General features: G+C 74.4%; 3 protein-coding genes. All 3 read right to left on the bottom strand.

What is annotated here, in order from left to right:
- The coding region (locus ACGFMK_RS44400) for an SDR family NAD(P)-dependent oxidoreductase (protein WP_392776513.1) at window positions 1-16,739 on the bottom strand (16,739 nt) is incomplete at its 3' end.
- 16 nt (window positions 16,740-16,755) lie between these two features.
- On the bottom strand, window positions 16,756-21,333 hold the full coding sequence (locus tag ACGFMK_RS44395) for a type I polyketide synthase (RefSeq protein ID WP_392776516.1): 4,578 nt from the start codon (window positions 21,331-21,333) through the stop codon (window positions 16,756-16,758).
- Window positions 21,334-21,529: 196 nt separating this feature from the next.
- Window positions 21,530-23,288 (bottom strand): beta-ketoacyl reductase (locus ACGFMK_RS44390; protein ID WP_392776510.1); only part of this gene is annotated, 1,759 nt, incomplete at its 5' end.

The following is a 23,288-nucleotide window of genomic DNA, read 5'->3' as shown; positions in this document are numbered from 1 at the left end:
GGCGCGTCGACGTGCAGGGTCGCGGGCAGGACGCCGTGGCGCATCGCCTCGACCATCTTGATGATCCCGGCGAGCCCGGCCGCGGCCTGGGTGTGCCCGATGTTGGACTTGACCGAGCCGAGCCACAGCGGTTCGTCGCGCTCCTGGCCGTAGGTGGCCAGCAGGGCTTGCGCTTCGATCGGGTCGCCCAGCGCGGTGCCGGTGCCGTGCGCCTCGACGGCGTCCACAGTGGACGACTCGACGCCGGCGGCGGCCAGGGCGCGGCGGATCACCCGCTGCTGCGACGGGCCGTTCGGTGCGGTCATGCCGTTGGACGCGCCGTCCTGGTTGACCGCACTGCCGCGGACCACGGCCAGGATGCGACGGCCGTTGCGGCGGGCGTCGGAAAGCCGTTCCAGGAGGAGGAACCCGGCACCCTCGGCCCAGGCGGTGCCGTCGGCCGCGGCGGCGAACGGCTTGCAGCGGCCGTCGGCGGCCAAGCCGCGCTGGCGGGAGAACTCGATGAACGGGTTGGGGCTCGCCATCACGGTCGCGCCGCCGACCAGGGCCAGTGCGCATTCCCCCGACCTGAGCGCCTGGGCCGCCCAGTGCAGCGCGACCAGGGAGGACGAGCACGCCGTGTCCACCGACACCGCCGGGCCTTCCAGCCCGAAGGTGTAGGCGACGCGGCCGGACAGCACGCTGCTCGCGCTGCCGGTGCCGAGCAGGCCCTCCAGGCCGTCCGGGGTGGCGGCCAGGCGGGAGGCGTAGTCGTCGTACATCACGCCGGCGAAGACGCCGGTCGCGCTGCCGCGCAGCCTGGCCGGGTCGATGCCGGCGCGCTCGAACGCCTCGTGCGCGGTCTCCAGCAGCAGCCGCTGCTGCGGGTCGACGGTGACCGCCTCCCGCGGCGAGATGCCGAAGAACTCGGCGTCGAAGTCGGCGGCGTCGTGCAGGAACCCTCCTTCGCGGGAGTAGCTGGTGCCGGCGTGGTCGGGGTCCGGGTGGTAGAGCCGCTCCAGGTCCCAGCCGCGGTCGGCGGGGAACGGCGTGATCGCGTCGGTCCCGTCGGCGACCAGGCGCCACAGGTCCTCCGGCGAGCTGACCCCGCCGGGGAACCGGCAGCTCATCGCGACGATGGCCAGGGGCTCGTCCGGCTCGGCCGCGCGGATCGGCTGGTCGTCCACAGTGGACGCCGCCCCGACCAGCTCGGCCTGGACGTGGGTGGCCAGCGCGGCCGGGGTCGGGTGGTCGAACACCAGCGTCGCGGGCAGCCGCAGGCCGGTGGCCTCGCCGAGGCGGTTGCGCAGCTCGACGGCGGTGAGCGAATCGAAGCCGAGTTCGGTGAAGGCGCGGTTCGCCTCGACGGACGTCGCCGTGCCGTGGCCGAGGACGTCGGCGACCTGGCCCCGGACGAGGTCGACCAAGTGGGAGAGCTGGTCGGCCGGGGACAGCCGGGACAGGGTCGCGGTCAGCCCGGCAGCGGCCGCGGCGTTGGCCGCACCGCGCCGCTTCGGGACGCGCACCAGCCCGCGCAGGGCCGGGGCGGGCTCGGTCGTGCGGGCCAAGGTGCGCAAGGTGGCCAGGTCGAGCTTGACCGGCACCGGGACCGGCGTCCCGGACGCGAGGGCCGCGTCGAACAGGGCCAGGCCCTCTTCGTCGGTGAGCGCGCCGAACCCGGCGCGGGCGAGCCGGTCCACATCGGACTGGCCGCCCATGCCGTTGGCCCACAGGCCGTACGCCAGGGACTTGCCGGGGAGGTCGGCGTCGTGGCGTCGCCGCGCGAGGTCGTCGAGCAGGGCGTTCGCCGCCGCGTAGCTGGCCTGGCCCGGGCCGCCGAGGATGCCGGAGACCGAGGAGATCAGGACGAACTGGGTCAGCGGCCGGTCCAGGGTCAGCTCGTGGAGCGCGTACGCCGCCTCGGCCTTGGGCCGCAGCACGGTGTCGAAGCGCTCCGGGGTCAGCTCGGTCAGGACGCCGTCGTCGAGCACGCCGGCGGCGTGCACGATCCCCGTGAGGTCGCCGATCCCTTCGAGCAGCCCGGCCAGGGCGTCGCGGTCGGTGACGTCGCAGGCCACGACGTCGGCGCCGAGTTCGTCCGCCAGCGCGGCCGCGCCCGGCGCGTCGAGCCCGCGACGGCTGGTCAGGACCAGCTTCGTGACGTTCGGCGCGAGGTGCCGGGCGATCGCGGCACCCACACCACCGGTGCCGCCGGTGATGAGGACGGTGCCCTCGCCCCAGACGGCGGGCTCGCCGGTGGCCGCCCGGGTGAGCCGGGGAACCTCGGTGACGCCGTCGCGGACCCGGACCTCGGGTTCGGCGGTGACGCTCCCGCCGTCCACGACGGTGAACCGGCCCGGGTGCTCGGAGGCAGCGGTGCGGGCGAGACCGCGGACCGCCGCGCCGGCCGGGGTGTCCCCGGTCTGGATGACCATCCGCGCGACCTGGTCGTCGCGGAGGAACTCCTGGACGGCGTGGAGGGTGGCCGCCAGGGCCTCGCGCGGCTCGCCGTCCGGGGCGCTGAACACGGAGACGTCCTCGGTGGACTCGCCGTCGGTGGGTATTTCGGTCCAGGTCAGCTCGTAGAGGGAGTCCGTGCCGCGCGGCCGCGGGGCCTCCGCGGTCCGGACGGTGACCGTGCCGAGCGTCGCGACCGGCGCGCCGGTCGTGTCGGTGGCCAGCACGGACACGCTGCCGGGCCCGGTCGGTGTCACGCGCACCCGGAGCGCGGTGGCGCCGGTGGCGTGCAGGGTGACGTCGCCGAAGAGGAACGGCAGGCGGGTGCCCTCACCCGGGGTCAGACCGAGGGTGTGCAGGGCCGCGTCCAGGAGCGCCGGGTGCAGGCCGAAGCCGTCGACGTCGGTGCCCTCGGGCAGCGCCACCTCGGCGTACAGGGTGTCGCCGTCGCGCCAGGCCGTGGTGAGCCCCCGGAACGGCGGCCCGTAGTCGAGCCCCGCCGCGGCGAGATCGGCGTAGAGCCCGTCCAGCGAGACCGGCTCGGCGGCGGGCGGCCACTCGCCCAGGCCGTCACTTTCACGGGAAAGTGCCGGGGTCAGGGTGCCGGTCGCGTGCTCGGTCCACTCCCCCTGCGGGGCGCGCGAGTGCACCGAGACCGGACGACGTCCGCCCGTCCCGGCCGCGCCAACCAGGACCTGGACGTCCAGGGCGCCGTGCGGCGGCAGGACCAGTGGCGCGGCCAGGGTCAGTTCCTCGACGGTCGCGCAGCCGGCTTCGTCACCGGCGCGGACCGCGAGTTCGAGAAGGCCCGTGCCCGGGACGAGGATCTCGCCGAACGCGGCGTGCCCGGCCAGCCACGGGTGCGTGGCCGCCGAGAGACGGCCGGTGAGGACCCAGCCGTCGCCGTCGGCGAACGGCACCGCGGCACCCAGCAGCGGGTGGCCGGCGGGCTGGAGCCCGGCCGCACCGACGTCGCCCGCGCCGGAACCGGCGGCGAGCCAGAAGCGGCGGCGGTCGAACACCGACGTCGGGACGTCGACGACGCGGGCGCCGGTCGGGCGGAACACCGCGGCCCAGTCGACCGGGACACCGCGGGTGAACGCGGCGGCCAGCGTGGTGAGCGCGTTCTCGGCCTCGTCGCGATCGGCGCGCAGGAACGCGGCGGCGAAGGTGTCCGGGCCGTCGCCGGCGAGCGCGGTCAGCACCGCGGCCGGGCCGGCCTCGAGGAACTTCGTGACACCAGCTTCGCGCAGCCACGCCAGTCCGTCAGCGAACCGGACGGTCGAGCGGACGTGCTCGACCCAGTACTCCGGTTCGGCCACCCGGGCCGTCCGTTCACCATCCACAGTGGACACGAAGGGAATCGACGGCGATGCGAAGTCGAGTTCCCGCACCACGGCGGCGAACTCGTCGAGCATCGGCTCCATCAGGGCCGAGTGGAACGCGTGCGAGACGTCCAGGCGCTTGGTGCGGCGGCCCCGCTTCTCGAACTTCCTGGCCAGCTTCAAGGTCGGTGACAGGGCGCCCGACAGCACGACCGAGTCCGGGCCGTTGACCGCGGCCAGGGAGACCTTGGGCGTCAGGTGCTCGCGGATCTCGTCCTCGCTCGCCTGGACCGCGACCATCGCGCCGCCCTCGGGCAACGCCTCCATCAGCCGGCCGCGGGCCTCGACGAGCTTGGCCGCGTCGGCCAGGGACAGCACCCCGGCCACGTGCGCGGCCGCGATCTCGCCGATCGAGTGCCCGGCGACGAAGTCGGGCACGACACCCCAGGACTCGGCGAGCCGGTAGAGGGCGACCTCCAGGGCGAAGATCGCGGGCTGCGCGGCGCCGGTGCGGTTGAGCGCGGCGGCGTCGGCGACCTCCAGCAGCCCGGGCAGGTGCGCGCGGACCTCGTCGTAGGCGGCCGCGAACACCGGGAACGCGGCGTACAGCCCCTCCCCCATGCCGAGTCGTTGTGAACCCTGGCCGGTGAACAGGAACGCCGTCCGTCCGGGCAGCACACGCCCGGTGACTACGGATCCGACGGACGTGCCGTCGGCCAGTGACGCCAGGCCCGCGCGAAGGTCGGCGTCCGTGGCGCCGAGCACAACGGCCCGGCGGTCGTGCGCGGTGCGGGTGGTGGCGAGCGCGAGGCCGACGTCGACCGGCTCGCCGTCGCGATCGAGCAGACGCCCGGCCTGCTCGCGAAGGGTTTCCTCACCACGGCCGGACAGCACCCACGGCACGAGCGCCGGGGTCACGACCTCGCGCGACACCGGCGTCTCCGCCGGGGCCTGCTCCAGGATGACGTGCGCGTTGGTGCCGCTGATCCCGAACGACGACACGGCGGACCGCCGCGGGCGTCCGGTCTCCGGCCAGCCGCGGCCCTCGGCCAGCAGCTCGACATCCCCGGCTTCCCAGTCGACGTGCGGGCTCGCCGCACCCAGGTGCAGCGACGGCGGCAGAACGCCGTGCCGCATCGCCTGGACCATCTTGATGATCCCGGCGACTCCCGCGGCGGCCTGCGTGTGGCCGAGGTTGGACTTCACCGAGCCGAGGTACAGCGGCTCGCCGTCACGTTCGCGGCCGTAGGTGGCCAGCAGCGCCTGCGCCTCGATCGGGTCACCGAGGGTGGTGCCGGTGCCGTGCGCCTCGACGACGTCCACAGTGGACGATTCGACGCCGGCCGCGGCGAGCGCCTGCCGGATTACGCGTTGCTGCGACGGGCCGTTCGGCGCGGTCAGGCCGTTGGACGCGCCATCGGAGTTGACGGCGGAACCGCGGACGACGGCCAGGACGCGGTGCCCGTTGCGGCGCGCGTCGGAAAGCCGTTCCAGCACGAGCATTCCGGCGCCCTCGGCCCAGCCGGTGCCGTCGGCGTCCGCGGAGAAGGACTTGCACCGGCCGTCGGCGGCGAGGCCGCGCTGGCGGGAGAAGCCGATGAACGTCTCGGGCGTCGCCATCACGGTGACCCCGCCGGCCAGCGCGAGGGAGCACTCCCCCGAGCGCAGGGCCTGCATCGCCCAGTGCAGCGCGACCAGCGAAGACGAGCACGCGGTGTCGACCGAGACGGCCGGGCCTTCGAGACCGAGGGTGTAGGCGACGCGGCCGGACAGCACGCTGCCGGAGGTGCCGGTGCCGAGGAAACCTTCGACGTCGTCGGGGACGTCGCTGCCGAGGCGGGTGCCGTAGTCGTGGTACATCACGCCGGCGAACACGCCGGTCGGGCTGCCCTTGAGCGACGCCGGGTCGGTGCCGGCGCGCTCCAGGGACTCCCACGCGACCTCGAGCAGCAGGCGTTGCTGCGGGTCCATCGCCAGGGCCTCGCGGGGCGAGATGCCGAAGAACTCCGGGTCGAAGTCCCCCGCGTCGTGCAGGAAACCGCCCTCGCGGGTGTAGGTCTTGCCCGCGCGGTCGGGATCGGGGTCGTAGATGCCGTCGACGTCCCAGCCGCGGTCCTCGGGGAACCGGGTCACGCCGTCGCGGCCCGCGGCGACGAGGTCCCACAGCTCCTCCGGTGACGTGACGCCGCCCGGGTAGCGGCAGGCCATGCCGACGATGACGATCGGGTCGCCGTCGGCCCGGGTGGGCGTGAAGACCGGGTTGGCCGTGTCCGGCTCGTCGAGCAGCTCGGCGAGCAGGAACTCGGCCAGCGCGAGGGGTGTCGGCTGGTCGAAGGTGAGGGTCGCGGGCAGGCGCAGCCCGGTGGCCGCGGCGAGGCGGTTGCGGAACTCGACCGCGGTCAGCGAGTCGAACCCGAGATCGCCGAAGGCGCGGTCGGCCTCGACGGCGTCGGGGCTGGTGTGACTGAGAACGTGCGCGGCCTCGGTGCGGACCAGCTCGGTGAGCAGCCGCACGCGCTCGGCGGCGGGCAGTCCGGCCAGCCGCTGCCGCAGCCCGGCCGCTTCCGCCTCCGCCGCCGCCCGGCGACGCCGGGGCCGGACCAGGCTCCGCAGCACGTGCGGCACCTCGGTCTCGGCGCGCAGCGCGGCCAGGTCGAGCTTGGCCGCAACCGGGCGCGGGTCGTCGCCGAAGGCCAGGAGGTCGAACAGGTCCAGGCCGGTTGCGATGGCCAGGGCCGCACCGTCGCGGCCTTCGCCCATGCCGGTTTCCCAGAGGCCGTAGGCGATCGACGTCCCGGGCAGCCCCTGCGCACGCCGGTGCGCGGCGAGGCCGTCGAGGTACCCGTTGGCCGCGGCGTAGTTCGCCTGGCCGGGCGCGCCGAGGGCGCCGGCGATCGAGGAGAACGTGACGAACAGCCTGAGGTCACTGGTGAGTTCGTGCAGGTGCCGGGCGGCGTCGGCCTTCGGACCCGCGACGGCGGCGAGCCGCTCGGGGGTCAGGGACGTGAGGACGCCGTCGTCGAGCACCCCCGCCGCGTGGACCACGCCGGTCAGGTTCTGCCCGGCGAGCAGGGCTTCCAGCTGGGTGCGGTCGGCGACGTCGCACGCGACGATCGTCACCTCGGCGCCCAGCGCGGTCAGCTCCTCGCGCAGGGCCTCGGCACCCGGGGCGTCGACGCCCCGGCGGCCGGCCAGCAGGAGGTGCCGGACGCCGTGGCGCTCGACGAGCCGCCGGGCCACGTGGGCGCCGAGCCCGCCGGTGCCGCCGGTGACCAGGACGGTCCCGTCGAGGGTCCAGTCCGGGTCCGCGGTGGCACGGGCGCGGACCAGCCGCGGGACGCGCAGGCCGTCCTCGGTCAGCTTCACCTCGGGTTCGCCGGTGGCGGCCGCGGCGGCGACGTCACCGGTGCCGTGCACCAGGACGAACCGGTCCGGGTACTCGGCCTGGGCGCTGCGCACCAGCCCGGCGACGGCGGCGTGGGCCGGGGTGTCGCCGGCGAGCTGGACGACCAGGCGGTCTTCGGCGGCCTGCAGCACGCCGAGCACCGCGTCGATCGGGGTGTCGTCGAGGACTTCGTAGACAGTGACGTCTTCGCCCTGCGACGGCGTGGCGACCGGGATCCAGTCGATGCCGAACACGGCGTCGGAGGACGCGCTCGGCAGCGGGCCGTCGCCGACCGGGCGCAGGCTCAGCGAGTCCACCGAGAGCACGGGTGCGCCGGTGCCGTCGGTGACGTGCAGGGCGACGGCGTCGGTCCCGGCCGGGGTGAGCCGGGCGCACAGGGTGCTCGCGCCGGTGGCGTGCAGGCGCAGTCCGGCCCACGAGAACGGCAGCCGCGCCGGGCCGCCCGTCAGGCCGACGGCGTGCAGGACCGCGTCCAGCAGGGCGGGGTGCAGCCCGAACCCGCGAACGTCGGTGCCCTCGGGCAGGGCGACCTCGGCGAAGACGTCGTCACCGCGGCGCCAAGCTTTGGTCAGACCACGGAAGGGGTCGCCGTAAGCCAATCCGGCTTCGGCGAGGGTGTCGTAGAAGCCTTCCAAGGCGGCGGGTTCGGCCCCCGCAGGTGGCCACTCGGAGGCGGCACTTTCACGGGAAAGTGCCGCCTCCGCGGTGAGGGAGCCGGTGGCGTGCAGGGTCCAGTCGGCGTCCTGCTCCCGGGAGTGGATGGTGAGCGTCCGGCGAGCAGCATCGTCCGAAAGGGACACTCGCAGCTGGACCGGGGTCTTGGTGAGCACCAGCGGTGCCTGCAGCGTCAGCTCTTCGACGGTGCCGCAGCCGACCTCGTCCCCGGCCCGCACCGCCAGCTCGGCGAACGCGGTCCCGGGCAGCAGCACGGCGTCACGCACCCGGTGCCCGGCCAGCCACGGCTGCTCGTCCAGCGACAGCCGTCCGGTGAGCACCAGCCCGCCGCGCTCGGGCAGCGCCACGGCCGCGCCGAGCAGCGGGTGATCCAGCGCGCCGAGGCCCAGCGCGGTGGCGTCCCCGGCGCCCGGCGGGGCCAGCAGCCAGAAGCGGCGGCGCTGGAACGGATACGTCGGCAGGACCGCGGGACGGGCGCCGCTGCCGTCGAAGTAGCGGTCCCAGTCGACCGGCCCACCGGCCGCGTGCACCGCGCCCAGCGCCGACACCGCGGCGCGGGCCTCGTCCTGGTCCTTGCGCAACGCCGGGACGAACACGGCGTCGGCCGCGGAGTCGGCACCCATCGCCGACAGCACCGCGTCGGGACCGAGCTCGAGGAACGCCGTCACGCCCTCGGCGGCCAGCCGCTCCACGGCGTCGGCGAACCGGACCGGCTCGCGGACGTGGGTGACCCAGTACTCCGGGTCGGTGAGGTCGGCGTCGGCCGCGACGGTCGACACGACCGGGATGTGTAGGTCGTTATACGTCAGGCTGCGCGCGACTTCGCCGAACTCGGCGAGCATCGGCTCCATCAGCGCGGAGTGGAAAGCGTGGGACACCACGAGGTGCTTGGTGCGGCGGCCGTCCTGGGCGAACCGCGCGGCGACCGTCCGCAGTGCACTGTCCACACCGGACAGGACGACGGCGTTCGGGCCGTTGACCGCGGCCAGCGACACCTCACCGGACAAGTACCCGCGCACCTCGTCCTCGGACGCCTGGATCGCGACCATCGCACCGCCCGCGGGCAGGGCCTCCATCAGCCGGCCCCGGGCCTCGACGAGCTTGGCCGCGTCCGCCAGGGAGAACACCCCGGCGACGTGGGCGGCGGCGATCTCGCCGATCGAGTGCCCGGCGAGGAAGTCCGGCTTCACGCCCCACGACTCGTAGAGCCGGAACAACGCCACTTCCAGGGCGAAGATCGCGGGCTGGGCGGTGCCGGTGCGGTTGAGGACGTCCGCGTCGGTGACGTCCCGTACCGCGGGCAGCAGCGCGCTGACCTCGTCGTACGCCGTCGCAAAGGCCGGGAACGCCTCGTACAGCCCGCGGCCCATGTCCAGGCGCTGGGAGCCCTGGCCGGTGAACAGCATCGCGAACCGGCCGGTGACGGCGCGGCCGGTGACGACGTTGGCCGCCCGGCCGGTGTCGGCGAACGCGGCCAGCCCGGCCCGCAGCACCGCCGGGTCGGCCCCGACGACGACCGCGCGCCGTTCGTGCGCGGTGCGGGCGGTGGCGAGGGACCAGGCGACGTCGAGGGGGTCGGCCGTCAGGTCGGCCAGTTGCGCGGCCTGCGCCCGCAGTGCCTCCTCGGACCGGCCGGACAGCACCCATGGCAGCACCGCGGGACCGGTGCCGGGCTCGGTCTCTTCAGAGGGAACGTGCTCCAGCACGACGTGGGCGTTGGTCCCGCTGAAGCCGAACGACGAGACGCCGGCGCGGCGCGGGCGGCCGGTCTCCGGCCAGCCCGTGGACTCGCCGGCGACGCGGATCGCCCCGGCTTCCCAGTCGACCTGGGCCGACGGCGCGTCGACGTGCAGGGTCGCGGGGACGACGCCGTGGCGCATGGCCTCGACCATCTTGATCACGCCGGCGACGCCGGCCGCGGCCTGCGTGTGCCCGAAGTTCGACTTGACCGAGCCGAGCAGCAGCGGCTCGTCGCGGTCCTGGCCGTAGGTGGCCAGCAGGGCCTGCGCCTCGATCGGGTCGCCGAGCCGGGTGCCGGTACCGTGCGCCTCGACGACGTCGACGTCCGATGTGGACAGTCCGGCGTTGGCGAGCGCCTGCCGGATGACCCGCTGCTGCGACGGCCCGTTCGGGGCGGTGAGACCGCTGGACGCGCCGTCCTGGTTGACCGCGGATCCCTTGAGCAGCGCCAGAACCGGGTGGCCGTTGCGGCGGGCGTCGGACAGCTTCTCGAGCAGGACGAACCCGGCGCCCTCACCCCAGCTGACACCGTCGGCGCCGTCGGCGAACGCCTTGCAGCGACCGTCGACGGCCATCGCGTTCTGCTTGCTGAAGTCGACGAACGGGTCGGGGTTGGCCATCACGGTGACCCCGCCGGCCAGCGCGAGGGTGCACTCCCCCGACCGCAGGGCCTGGCTCGCCAGGTGCATCGCGACGAGCGACGACGAGCACGCCGTGTCCACCGACGCGGCCGGGCCCTCGAAGCCGAAGGTGTAGGAGACGCGGCCGGACATCATCGCGCCGGACGTCCCGGTGCCGAGGAAACCCTCGACCTCCTCGGGGATCTTCGTCAGCCGGGACGCGTACTCGTGGTAGATCGCGCCGGTGAAGACGCCGGTGTCGCTGCCGCGCAGCGTGCCCGGCGGAATGCCGGCGCGTTCGAACGCCTCCCACGCGATCTCCAGCAGGAGCCGCTGCTGCGGGTCCATGGCGAGCGCTTCGCGGGGTGAGATCCCGAAGAACTCCGGGTCGAAATCCCCGGCGCTGGGCAGGAAACCGCCGGTGCGCGTGTGCGAGACACCCTGCTTGCCCGGCGTCGCATCGAACAGCGCGGCCAGGTCCCAGCCGCGGTCGGCCGGGAACTCCGTGAGGCCCTCTCGGCCTTCAGCGACCAGCCGCCACAGGTCTTCCGGCGTGTTCACGCCGCCCGGGAAGCGGCAGCTGGTCGCGACGATGGCGATCGGCTCGGCGTCGTCGGTGACACGGGCCTGGGCACGCGGACCGGCGGTGATGTCGCCGAGGAGTTCCGAGCGCAGGTAACCGGCGAGCGCCACCGGCGTCGGGTGGTCGAAGATGACCGTGGACGGCAGCCGCAGGCCGGTCGCGGCCCCGAGGCGGTTGCGCAGCTCGACCGCGGTGAGCGAGTCGAAGCCGAGGTCCATGAAGCCGCGGCCGGGCTCGACGGTCGCGGCCGTGACGTGCCCGAGCACCAGCGCGACCTGGGTGCGGACGAGGTCGAGGAGTTCACGGTCCTGGTCGGCCTCGGTCAACCCGGCCAGGCGCCGCGCCAGCGAAGAGTCCTGCCCGGACTTCGCGGTGCGGCGGCTCGGCTTGACCAGCGCGCCGAGCAGCGGCGGCAACAGGCCGGACGCGGCGAGCACCGGCAGATCCAGCTGCACCGGGATCGCGAGGGGCGCCCCGCCGGCGAGGGCCACGTCGAAGAGCGCGAGGCCGTCCTCGACGGCGAGGGCGGGCGTGCCGCCGGCGCGTAACCGCGCGAGGTGGGCCTCGCCGAGGGTCTCGGCCATGCCCGCGGCCCACGGGCCCCAGGCGAGCGACTGCCCGGCCAGGCCGAGCGAGCGGCGGTGGGCGGCGAGGCCGTCGAGATACCCGTTGGCGGCGGCGTAGTTGCCCTGTCCGGGCGCGCCGAGGACCCCGGCGGCCGAGGAGAACGTGACGAACAGGTCGACGTCCCCGGCGAGTTCGTGCAGGTGGCGGGCCGCGTCGGCCTTGGGCCCGAAGACGTGGTCGAGGCGATCCTGGGTCAGGGTGTCGATGGTGCCGTCGTCGAGGACACCGGCCGCGTGGACGACGCCGGTCAGCTCGACGCCGTCGAGGAGTGCGGCGACGGCGTCACGGTCGGCGACGTCACAGGCGACAACCTCGGCGTTCAGCTCGGCGGCCAGCTCCCGCGCACCCGGGGCGTCCAGGCCGCGACGGCTGGTGAGGATCAGCTTGCGGACGCCGTGCTCGGCCACGAGGTGGCGGGCGATCAGCGCGCCGAGGCCGCCCGTGCCGCCGGTGACGAGCACCGGCTTCTCCGGGTCGAGGGACCGCGGCATCGTGAGGGCGACCTTGCCGATGTGCTTGGCCTGGCTGAGGAACCGGAAGGCCTCACGCGCTTCGCGGACGTCCCAGGTGCGGACCGGCAGCGGGGTGAGCGCGCCCGTCGCGAACAGCTCGGTGAGCGCGTCCCACATCTGCGCGGTGCGCTCCTGGCCCGCGTCGATCAGGTCGAACGCCTGGTAGTGGACGTCTTCCGGCTCACGGATGTCGGTCTTGCCCATCTCCAGGAACCGGCCGCCGGGGGCCATCGTGCGGATCGAGGCGTCGATGAAGTCGCCGGCGAGGGCGTTCAGGACGACGTTGACGCCGCTGAACCGCTGCTCGAAGTCGAGCGTGCGGGACGACGCGATGTGGTCGTCGTCGAGCCCGGCGTCACGCAGGACGTGCTGCTTGCCTTCGCTCGCCGTGCCGTAGACCTCGGCGCCCAGGTGGCGCGCGAGCTGCGTGGCGGCCATGCCGACCCCACCGGCGGCGGCGTGGATGAGGATCGACTCGCCTTGCTCCAGCCCGGCCAGGTCGACCAGGGCGTAGTAGGCGGTGAGGAACACCAGCGGGGTGGACGCGGCCTGCTCGAACGTCCAGTCCGCGGGCTTGCGGGTGATCATCGGCCGCTCGGCGACCGCGACCGGCCCCGCGCCGCCGGCGACGAGACCCATGACCTCGTCGCCGGGGCGCAGGTCGGTGACGCCGTCGCCGACTTCGAGGACGGTCCCGGCGAACTCGCTGCCCAGCAGCCCGGCCTCGCCGGGGTACATGCCGAGGGCGTTGAGGACGTCGCGGAAGTTGAGCCCGGCGGCGCGGACGGTGACGCGCACCCCCTGCGGCCCCAGGGGTTCCTCGGCGACCGGCTCCAGCGTGAGGTGGTCGAAGGTGCCCTTGCCGGACAGGCCGAGCCGCCAGTTCCCGGCCGGCGGCAGGAGCCGCTCCGGGGTCACCAGCCGTGGCACGCGCAGCTCACCGTCGCGGACGGCGACCTGCGGTTCGCCGGTGGCCAGCACGGCGTCGGTCAGCTCGTCGGCGTCGGCCAGGAGGAACCGGTCCGGGTGCTCGGACTGGGCGCTGCGCACCAGGCCCCACACCGCGGCGGCGACCGGGTCCACATCGGACTGTCCGGTGTGGACAAGCAGTTTCGCTTCGTTGTAGCGGTCTTCGGCGAGGAAGGTCTTGAGCACGTCCAAGGTCTCGCCGGTGACGGCGTGGACGTCGTCACCGTCGGCGCGGTGGACGACAACGGCGGCGACCTCCGGCCAGTGGGCCCAACGCGGGGCCTCCCCGGTCGAGGCGATCGGCTGCCAGGCCAGCTCGTAAAGGCCGTCGCGGGTGGTGGCCGGGCGCAGCTGCGCGGCCGTGACCGGGCGGACGACCAGGGAGCCGACGGTCGCGACCGGCGCACCGGTCCCGTCGGCCACCCGCAGCGTGACGGCGTCAGTGCCGGACGAAGTGAGCCGGACGCGCAGCTCGGCCGCGCCGGAGGCGTGCAGGACGACGTCGCTCCAGGCGAACGGCAGGCGGGCCGGGCCGTCGCCGTCGGCGAGGGCGTGCAGGGCCGCGTCGAGCAGCGCGGGGTGCAGGCCGAAGCGTCCGGCCTGGTCGCGGGCGTGCTCGGGCAGCGAGACCTCGGCGTAGGTGTGCTCACCGTCGCGCCACAGCGCGCGGAGCCCCTGGAAGGTCTCGCCGTACTCGAGGCCGTTCGCGGCCAGTTCGGCGTACCGGCCGTCGAGGGAGACGGCCTCCGCGCCGGGCGGCGGCCACTCGGCCAGATCCCAGTCCGGTGTGGACGCGGCCGGGGCCAGGGCGCCGGTGGCGTGCAGGGTCCAGTCGCCCGCGCCGTGCGGTCGCGAGTGGACGGTCAGCGGGCGGTGGCCGGACTCCTCCGGCGCCCCGGCCCAGAGCTGGACCTGCACCGCGCCGCTCTCGGGGAGCACCAGCGGCGTCTGCAGCGTCAGCTCTTCGAGGACGGCCAGGCCGGTCTCGTCGGCCGCGCGGACGGCCAGCTCGACCAGGGCGGTACCGGGCACGACGACCTGGCCGTGCACCGCGTGCTCGGCCAGCCACGGGTGCGTGCGCAGGGAAAGGCTGCCGGTGAACAGGAACCCGCCCGCGTCGGCGACCGACACGGCCGCGCCGAGCAGCGGGTGGTCGAGCGAGCCGAGGCCGAGCCCGGCCGCGTCCCCCGCGGCGTGGGTCGCGGGCAGCCAGTAGTGCTCCCGCTGGAACGGGTAGGTGGGCAGGCCGACCGGCGCCGCGCCGGCGAGCATCGCGGCCCAGCCGACGGTCCCACCGTGGACGTACACCGCGGCCAGCGCGTTGATGAGCGTCTCGACCTCGGGGCGGTCGCGGCGCAGCGCGGGGACGAACAGGCCGTCGGCGCTGTCCTGGCCCGCGGCCGAGAGGACACCGTCCGGGCCCAGTTCGAGGAAGCGGTTGACCCCGGCGTCGGCGAGCGCGCGGACGCCGTCGGCGTACCGGACGGCCTCGCGGACGTGCCGGACCCAGTACGCGGGATCGGTGACCTCGGCGGTGGCGGCGATGCGGCCCGTGACGTTGGAGACGAGCGCGATCTTCGGCGTCCGGTAGGTGATCCGCCGGGCGACCGTGCCGAACTCGTCGAGCATCCCGTCCATCAGCGCGGAGTGGAACGCGTGCGACACGGCGAGCTGCTTGGTCCGCCGGTCGGTGAAGACCGCCTGCACCTGGCGGACGGCGTCCTCGGTGCCGGAGACGACGATCGCGCGCGGGCCGTTGACCGCGGCGATGTCCGCACCCGGCACCAGGGCCGCGCGGACCTCGTCTTCCGTCGCCTCGATCGCGCACATCGCGCCGCCCCGCGGCAACGCGCTCATCAAGCGGCCACGCGCGGCGACCAGGTTGGCGGCGTCTTCGAGGGACCAGACACCGGCGACGTGCGCCGCGGCCAGCTCGCCGACGGAGTGGCCGATCAGGAAGTCCGGGACCACACCCCACGACTCGACGAGCCGGTAGAGCGCGACCTCCAGGGCGAACAGCGCGGGCTGCGCGTTCCCGGTGTCGTTCAGCGCGGAGGCGTCGTCGCCGAAGACGACGTCGCGGACGCCTGGCAGCAGTTCGCAGACCTCGTCGAAGGCCGCGGCGAACGCCGGGTACGCGTCGTACAGCTCACGGCCCATGCCGAGCCGCTGGGACCCCTGGCCGGTGAAGGCGACGGCGAGCTGCCCGCCGGTCGCCGCGCCGGCGGTGGCGCCGTCGGCGACCGCGGTGAGTCCGGCCCGCAGCTGCGCCAGGTCGGTCCCGGTGACGACGGCGCGGTGGCCGAACGTCGCGCGGGTGGCGGCCAGGGACCAGCCGATGCCGGCCGGGTCGCCGTCGACGTCCAGCAGCGCGCGGGCCTGGGCGCGCAGGGCCGCCTCGGTGTGGCCGGACAGCACCCACGGCACGACCGGCACCGTGGGCGCGTCCACTGTGGACGTCTTCGCAGCGGGCGCCTGCTCCAGCAGGACGTGAGAGTTGGTGCCGCTGATGCCGAACGACGACACACCGGCGCGGCGGTTCTCGCCGTCCCAGGCGCGGGCGGCGGTCAGCAGCTCGACAGTGCCGGGCGACCAGTCGACCTGGGGGCTCGGCGCGTCGATGTGCAGGCTGGCGGGCAGGACACCGTGCTGCAGCGCCAGGACCATCTTGACGATCCCGGCGACACCGGCGGCGGCCTGGGTGTGGCCGATGTTCGTCTTCACCGAGCCGAGCAGCAGCGGGCCGCGCTCGCCGCGGTCGCGGCCGTAGGTGGCCTGCAGGGCCTGGACCTCGATCGGGTCGCCGAGCGTCGTGCCGGTGCCGTGCGCCTCGACGACGTCGACGTCCTTCGTGGACAGTCGCGCGTCGGCGAGCGCCTGGCGGATGACGCGTTGCTGCGAAGGACCGTTGGGCGCGGTGAGACCGTTGGACGCGCCGTCCTGGTTGACCGCGGTGCCGCGGACGACCGCGAGGACCGGGTGACCGTGGCGCTGGGCGTCGGAAAGCCGTTCCAGCACGAGCATGCCGGCGCCCTCGCCCCACGCGGTGCCGTCGGCGCCGGCCGCAAACGCTTTCACCAGGCCGTCGCGGGCCAGGCCGCGCTGGCGGGAGAACTCGATGAACGCGTCCGGGCTCGCCATCACCGTGGCACCGCCGGACAACGCGAGGTCGCACTCGCCGGCCCGTAGCGCGCGGACGGCGAGGTGCAGGGTGACCAGCGACGCCGAGCACGCGGTGTCGACGGTGACGGAAGGGCCTTCCAGGCCGAGGACGTAGGAGATCCGTCCGGAAAGGACACTGCCGGAGATGCCGGTGCCGAGGTAGCCCTCGACCCCTTCGACACCCTTGGGCAGGTCGCGGCCGTAGTCCTGGCCGTTGGTGCCGACGAACACGCCCGAGCGGCTGCCGCCCAGGGACGCGGGGTTGATTCCGCTGCGCTCCAGCGCTTCCCACGACGTCTCCAGCAGGAGGCGCTGCTGCGGGTCCATCGAGACGGCCTCGCGCGGCGAGATGCCGAAGAATTCGGGGTCGAACTCGCCGGCGCCGTCGACGAACCCGCCGCGGTCGACGTAACTGGTGCCGAGGTGGTCCGGATCCGGGTCGACGAGCGCGCCGACGTCCCAGCCGCGGTCGCCGGGGAACCCGGTGATGCCGTGCTCCCCGGCGGTCAGCATCGCCCAGAACTGTTCCGGGGAGCGGACGCCGCCGGGGAACCGGCAGCCCATCCCGACGATCGCGATCGGCTCCGCCGCGCGTTCTTCCAGCGAGGCGAGGCGGCCGCGCGTGCGCTGCAGCTCACCGGTGACTCGCGTCAGGTAGTCGCGAAGCTTGTCGTTCTCACCCACGGTGTCCCCACTCATGTCAGGCGCCGAGTTGCTGGTCGATGAAGGCGAAGAGCTCGTCGTCCGAAGACGGCTTGAAGCCGGGCCGCGCCAGGTCCGCCAGGCGCGTGAGCGCCCGGGCGTGCTCTTCGCTGTCCGCGTCGAGGCGGCTCAGCGCGGCTTCGAGCGTGTCGAGCAGGCCGTCGACGTCGTCGTCCGCTCCCCCGGCCAGCTCCTGCCAGAGGTAGGCGGCGAGAGCCTGCGGGGTCGGGTGGTCGAAGACGAGCGTCGCGGGCACGGCCAGGCCGGTCGCGGCGTCGAGGCGGTTGCGCAGCTCGACCGCGGTCAGCGAGTCGAAACCCAGCTCGGTGAACGCGCGGTCCGCGCCGATCTTGCTCACGTCCGGGTGGCCGAGCACCCGGGCCACGGTTTCGCGGGCGAGCTGCAGCAGCAGCCGTCGTTGTTCGGGCTCGATCAGGCCGGTCAGCTGGGCCCGCAGATCGGGTGTCTCTTGTTGCGTTTCGGGGCGCAGCAGCTCGGCGAGCGCTGGGGCCGGCCGGAAGTCCTCGAAGAACGTGGGCCAGTCGATGTCGGCCACCGTGACCGTGACGTCGTCGGCGGCGATCGCCCGGATGAACTCTTCCGCGCCGGCCTCGGGGGCCATCGGGCGGAGGCCCTTGTGGTGGACGTTCTCCGCCATGCCGCCTTCGGCCCACGGGCCCCACGCGATCGACACCGCCGGGACGCCCTCCTCGCGCCACTGCGCGGCGAGGGCGTCGAGTTCCGCGTTCGCGGCGGCGTAGGCGGCCTGGCCGCCGTTGCCGAGAACTCCGGCAACCGACGAGAACAGGACGAAGGCGTCGAGGTCGCTGGTGAGCTCCCGCAGGTGCCGCGCGGCGGTCACCTTGGGCCGGGCGACGGCCTTGAAACGCTCCGGGGTGGCGTCGTCGAGGAGGGCGTCGTCGAGGATGCCCGCCGTGTGGACGACTACCCGAAGGTCGTCTATCTGGGAGACCACTGTGGACAGTGCGGTCTTGTCCGCCGCGTCGCAGGCGTGGATGGTGACGCGGACACCCAGCCGTTGGCGCAGTTCTGCCGCGCCCGGCGCGTCTTCGCCGCGGCGGGACAGGAGCACGAGGTGCTCGGCCCCGGCGCGGGCGAGGCGTTCGGCCACGATCGCGCCGAGGGCACCGGTGCCGCCGGTGATCAGCGCGGTGCCCGATGTCGTCCACGGCTTCGGGGACGTGGGCTCGGCGGGGACGAACCTTCGTGCGAAGACCTTGCCGTCGCGGATCGCGACTTCGTCTTCCGGGCCGCCGAGAACGTCCCGCAGGCGGACGACGTCCTCCATTTCGCCCAGGGTGACGCAGCCGCCCCAGCGTCGGGGCTGCTCGATCGCCGCGACCCGGCCGACCGCGGCGACGCCGGGGTCGGTGGTGGCGCACCAGACCTTCGCGGGGGTCGCCCGCAGGATTTCGGCGAGGTCGGCGGCGCCCACGGGGAAGGCGAGGATCGGGCCGCCCTCCGGGATCTCGGTCACGAGTGGCGCGTTCAGGGCTTTTGCGGCGGCTTCGGCCCACTCGTGACGTTCCGGCGCGTAGACCGTCCAGTCGGCTTCGGGCGTCGGCGCGGGTTCGATCGGGCGCCAGACGACCTCGTACCGCCGGGCCGGAGGTGTGCCGCGGTCCGCGGCGGCGAGCCAGAAACGGTCGCAACGGAACGGGTAGGTCGGTAAGTCGACACGGGTGGCGCCGGTGCCCGCGAAGATCGCGGCCCAGTCGAGCCGGACCCCGGCGGTGAACAGCCGGGCCCGGGCCAGGTCGGCGGCGGCCGCCTCGTCTTGATCTTTCCGCTGGGTGGCAACGAAGGTCGCGTCGTGGACGCAGTCGGCGCCGAGGGCGGCCAGGGAGGCGTCCGGCCCGATCTCGAGGAACCGCCGGACGCCGCGTTCGCGCAGGCTGCGGACGCCGTCGGCGAACCGGACGGTGTCGCGCACCTGCCGCACCCAGTACTCCGGGTCGGTGACGTCCCCGGCGGCGAGCGGGATGCGCGGCTCGGCGTAGGTGACGCTCTCGGCGACCGCGCGGAAGTCGTCGAGCATCCCGTCCATCAGCGCGGAGTGGAAGGCGTGGCTGACGGCGAGGCGCTTGGCGCGCCGGTCCGGGAAGGCGTCGACCACTGCGGTGACGGCGGCTTCCTCACCGGAGAGCACGACGGACGTGGGCCCGTTGACCGCGGCGATGCTCACGCCGTCGGGCAGGTCCAGTTCGTCTTCGGTCGCCTGCAACGCAACCATTGCGCCACCGGCGGGCAGCGCCTGCATGAGACGGCCGCGGGCGGCGACCAGCCGGGCGGCGTCGTCGAGGGACCAGACGCCGGCGAGGTACGCGGCGGCGAGCTCGCCGATGGAGTGGCCGAGCAGGAAGTCCGGCTCGACGCCCCAGGAGCGGACCAGCTCCGCCATGGCCACCTCGAAGGCGAACAGCGCGGGCTGCGCCACCTCGGTGCGGTCGATCATCGCCTTGTCGCCGCAGGCCAGGACGTCGATGAGGCGAAACCCGGTGTGCGCGTCGAGCCGCTCGGCGACGCGGGTGAAGGCCTCGCCGAAGACAGGGAAGGCCGTGGCGAGGTCGGTGCCCATCGCGAGCCGCTGGGCGCCTTGGCCGGTGCAGAGGAAGGCGAGCTTGCCGCTGGTCACCTGCCCGGTGACGACGCTCGGTGCGGCCTCCCCGGCGGCCAGGGCTTCGAGCCCGGTCTTGAGGTCCCCGGTGACGGCCGCGCGGAACGGCAGGGCGGCGCGGCTGGTGGCGAGGGACCACGCGATGTCGACCGGGTCGCCTTCGGTGCGGAGCAGGCGGGCCGCCAGCTCGGGCAGGGCGGCCTCGTCCCGGGCGGAGAGCACCCACGGAACCCGCACGGTCGGGCGCTCGACCTCGGCGAGGGTCTGCCGTGACCCGGCGTGCTTGCTCGACCCGGCGAAGGATTCGGCCGAGCCCGCCGCGGGAGATCCCCACGCCCGCGCCCCGGCAACCAGGTCAGCGGAGGTCAGCGGGAGCCCGGCGTGCTTGCTCGACCCGGCGAAGGACTCGGCCGAGCCCGACACGGGAGATCCCCACGCCCGCGCCCCGGCAACCAGGTCAGCGGAGGTCAGCGGGAGCCCGGCATGCGTGCCCGCCCCGGCGAAGGACTCGGCCGACGCGGAGACCCGCCGCGATCCCGCCGGGGCGGGCACCTCCGCGGGAGCCTGGCGCAGCACCACATGGGCGTTCGTCCCGCTGATGCCGAACGACGACACCGCCGCCGCGCGTGGGCGAGCCACCTCCGGCCACGGTCGGTGCGACGTCAGCAGCTCCACCGCGCCCGAGTCCCACGCCACGTGCGGGGACGGCTCGTCGGCGTGCAGGGTGCGGGGCAGTTCGCCCCGGCGCAGGGCCTCGACCATCTTGATGATCCCGGCCACCCCGGCCGCCGCCTGGGTGTGGCCGAGGTTCGACTTGACCGAGCCCAGGTACAGCGGCACCGCGCGGTCGCGGCCGTAGGTGGCCAGCAAAGTGTCCGCCTCGATCGGGTCGCCCAGGCGGGTGCCGGTTCCGTGCGCTTCGACGACGTCGATGTCCGATGTGGACAGTCCGGCGCTCGCCAGCGCGGCGCGGATCACCCGTTGCTGGGACGGGCCATGGGGGGCGGTGAGACCGTTGGACGCGCCGTCGGAGTTGACCGCCGAACCCTGCACCACCGCCAGGACGCGGTGGCCGTTGGCCTGCGCGTCCGACAGCTTCTCCAGCAGCAGGACGCCCGCGCCCTCACCCCAGCCGGTGCCGTCGGCGGCCGCGCCGAAGGACTTGCAGCGGCCGTCCGGGGCGAGGCCGCGCTGGCGCGAGAACTCGACGAACGTGTCCGGGACGGCCATCACCGTCGCGCCGCCGGCCAGGGCGAGCGTGCACTCCCCCGCCCGCAGCGCCTGCGCGGCCAGGTGCACCGCCACCAGCGACGACGAGCACGCCGTGTCGACCGAGACGGCCGGGCCCTCGAAACCGAAGGAGTACGCGACGCGGCCGGAGAGCACACTGCCGGCCGTGCCGGTGCCGAGGAAGCCTTCGACGCCTTCGGGCAGCTCACCCGCGCCGGAACCGTAGTCGTGGTACATGATCCCGGCGAACACGCCGGTGGCGCTGCCCTTCAACGCCGAGGCGTCGAGACCCGCCCGTTCGATCGCTTCCCAGCTGATCTGCAGCAGCAGCCGCTGCTGCGGGTCCATGGCGAGGGCCTCGCGCGGCGAAATCCCGAAGAACCCGGGGTCGAATTCGGCGGCGTCGTGGAGGAAGCCGCCTTCACGCGCGTAGGACGTGCCGGGGTGGTCGGGGTCGGGGTGGAACAGCTCGGCGAGGTTCCAGCCGCGGTCGGCGGGGAACTCCGACACGGCGTCGCGGCCGTCGGCCACGAGATCCCACAGCCGTTCGGGCGAGTCGGCCCCACCGGGGTAGCGGCACCCCATGCCGATGATCGCGACCGGTTCGCGCGCGGCGTCGGCGAGTTCCCGGTTGCGCGCGGCCAGCCTGCTGTTCTCCTTGACCGATTCCCGCAGCGCGGCAACCAGTTCCTCAGGTGTCGCCATCAGATTCTCCGGACCGGACGAGACGGGCGAAGCTCGGGCATGCCCCCATCCTGGGCGCGCCGGCCCCCTCTCCCGCCCGCCCTTCACCACCCCCCGGTAACCCGGCACCCACTCCCCCCGAACGCGGAAAGCCGTGAATGGCACATTGAGGGACTCTGAGTCCCTCAATGTGCCATTCACGGACTTGCGAGGTGGGGCGTCAGTCGCGGGAGGTGGACATCGCCCGGCTGATGAGGTCGCCGACGTCCAGGTCGTCGATGGACTCCTCGGTTGCCGGTTCCGGGGTGTCCGAAGTGAGACTGAGCAGCGCCTCCAGGACGCCCAGCTCGCGGAGGCGGTCCAGGGAAGCGGCCGCCAGGGCGCGTCGGAGGCGGGCCTCGTCGGGGACGACCACCTCCGGGAACAGCAGCGTGGCCAGGTGGGCGGCCAGGGCCGCCGGGGTCGGGTGGTCGAAGACCACCGTCGCGCCCAGGGGACGGCCGGCCGCGGCCGCCAGGCGGTTGCGCAGCTCCACCGACGTCAGGGAGTCGAACCCGAGGTCGGTGAACGCGTGCTCCGGGTCGATCTCGGACGCCGTCGCGAAGCCGAGCACCTGGGCCGTGTGGGTCAAGACCAGGTCCGGCAGCACTTCCCGGGTGCGCACCGGAACCGCACTACTGGAGACGACCCGGCGCACCGGCAGCCGGACCAGGCCGGTGAGCAGCGCGGGCAGCACCCCCGCCCGGGCCTGGTCGCGCAGCCCGGCCAGGTCGAGCTTGACCGGCACCGACACCGGGCCGGGCGCGAGGTCGAACAGCGCCGCGCCCTCGTCCGGGGACAGCGCACCGAAGCCGTCACGCCGCATCCGGTCGACGAGCGCCTGGTCCAGCACCCCGCCCATGCCCTCGGCCGCCCACATCCCGTAGGCCAGCGACCGCGCGGGCAGGCCGTCGGCGTGCCGCTGCTCGGCCAGCGCGTCGAGGTAGGCGTTGGCCGCGGCGTAGTTGCCCTGGCCCGGCCCGCCGAGCACCCCGGACACCGACGAGACCAGCACGAACTCCGTCAGCGGCCGGTCCAGGGTCAGCTCGTGCAGGTGCCGCGCGCCGTCCGCCTTCGGGCCCAGCACGCGGTCCAGCCGCTCAGGCGTCAGCGCGGTGACGACGCCGTCGTCGAGGACGCCGGCCGCGTGCACGATCCCCGACAGCCCGGGGATGCCGTCGAGCAGCGCGGCCACAGCTGAACGGTCAGCGACGTCGCAGGCTTCCACCCGCACCTCGGCGCCCAGGCCACGCAGCCGCAGCGCCAGCTCCTCCGCTCCAGGCGCGGTGAGACCGCGACGGCTGGTGAGCACGAGGCTTTCGACGCCGTGTTCGGTGACGAGCCGTTCGGCCAGCTTGGCCCCGACCCCGCCGGTGCCGCCGGTGACCAGCACGGTCCCCGCGGGTTCCCAGTTCGGCTTGCGGCCGGGTTCGGTCTTGACCAGCCGCGGCACCTCGGCGCGGCCGTCGCGGACACGGACGCGGGGTTCCCCGGTGGCCAGCGCGAGGTCCACATCGGACACTTCGCCGTCCAGCAGCACGAACCGGCCGGGGTTCTCGGCCTGCGCCGAGCGGACGAGCCCGGTCGCGGCCGCGTCGTCGAGCCCGCTCCCGGTCACGACGACCAGGCGCGAGCCGGAGAACCGCGGTTCGGTGAGGAAGCGCTGCAGGACGTCGAGCACCGCGTGCACCCCGGACGCCGGCAGGACGACCACCGGCGGCACCGGCTCGGTCACCTCGTCCCAGCGCGCCCACACCACCGGCGGCGCGGGCGGCGGTTCGACGGCGATGTGTTCGACGCGGAACAGCGACCGGTCCTCGCCGGCGCGGAGTTGCTCGCCGGTGACCGCGCGGACGACCAGCGACCCGACGGACAGCACGGGCGCCCCCGCGAGGTCGGTCAGCTCGACCGCGACCTCACCGGGCCCGGGGAACCGCAGC

The organism is Amycolatopsis sp. NPDC049252 (assembly GCF_043197175.1).
GTDB lineage: Bacteria > Actinomycetota > Actinomycetes > Mycobacteriales > Pseudonocardiaceae > Amycolatopsis.
This window is presented reverse-complemented; position numbering and strand designations above follow the sequence as displayed.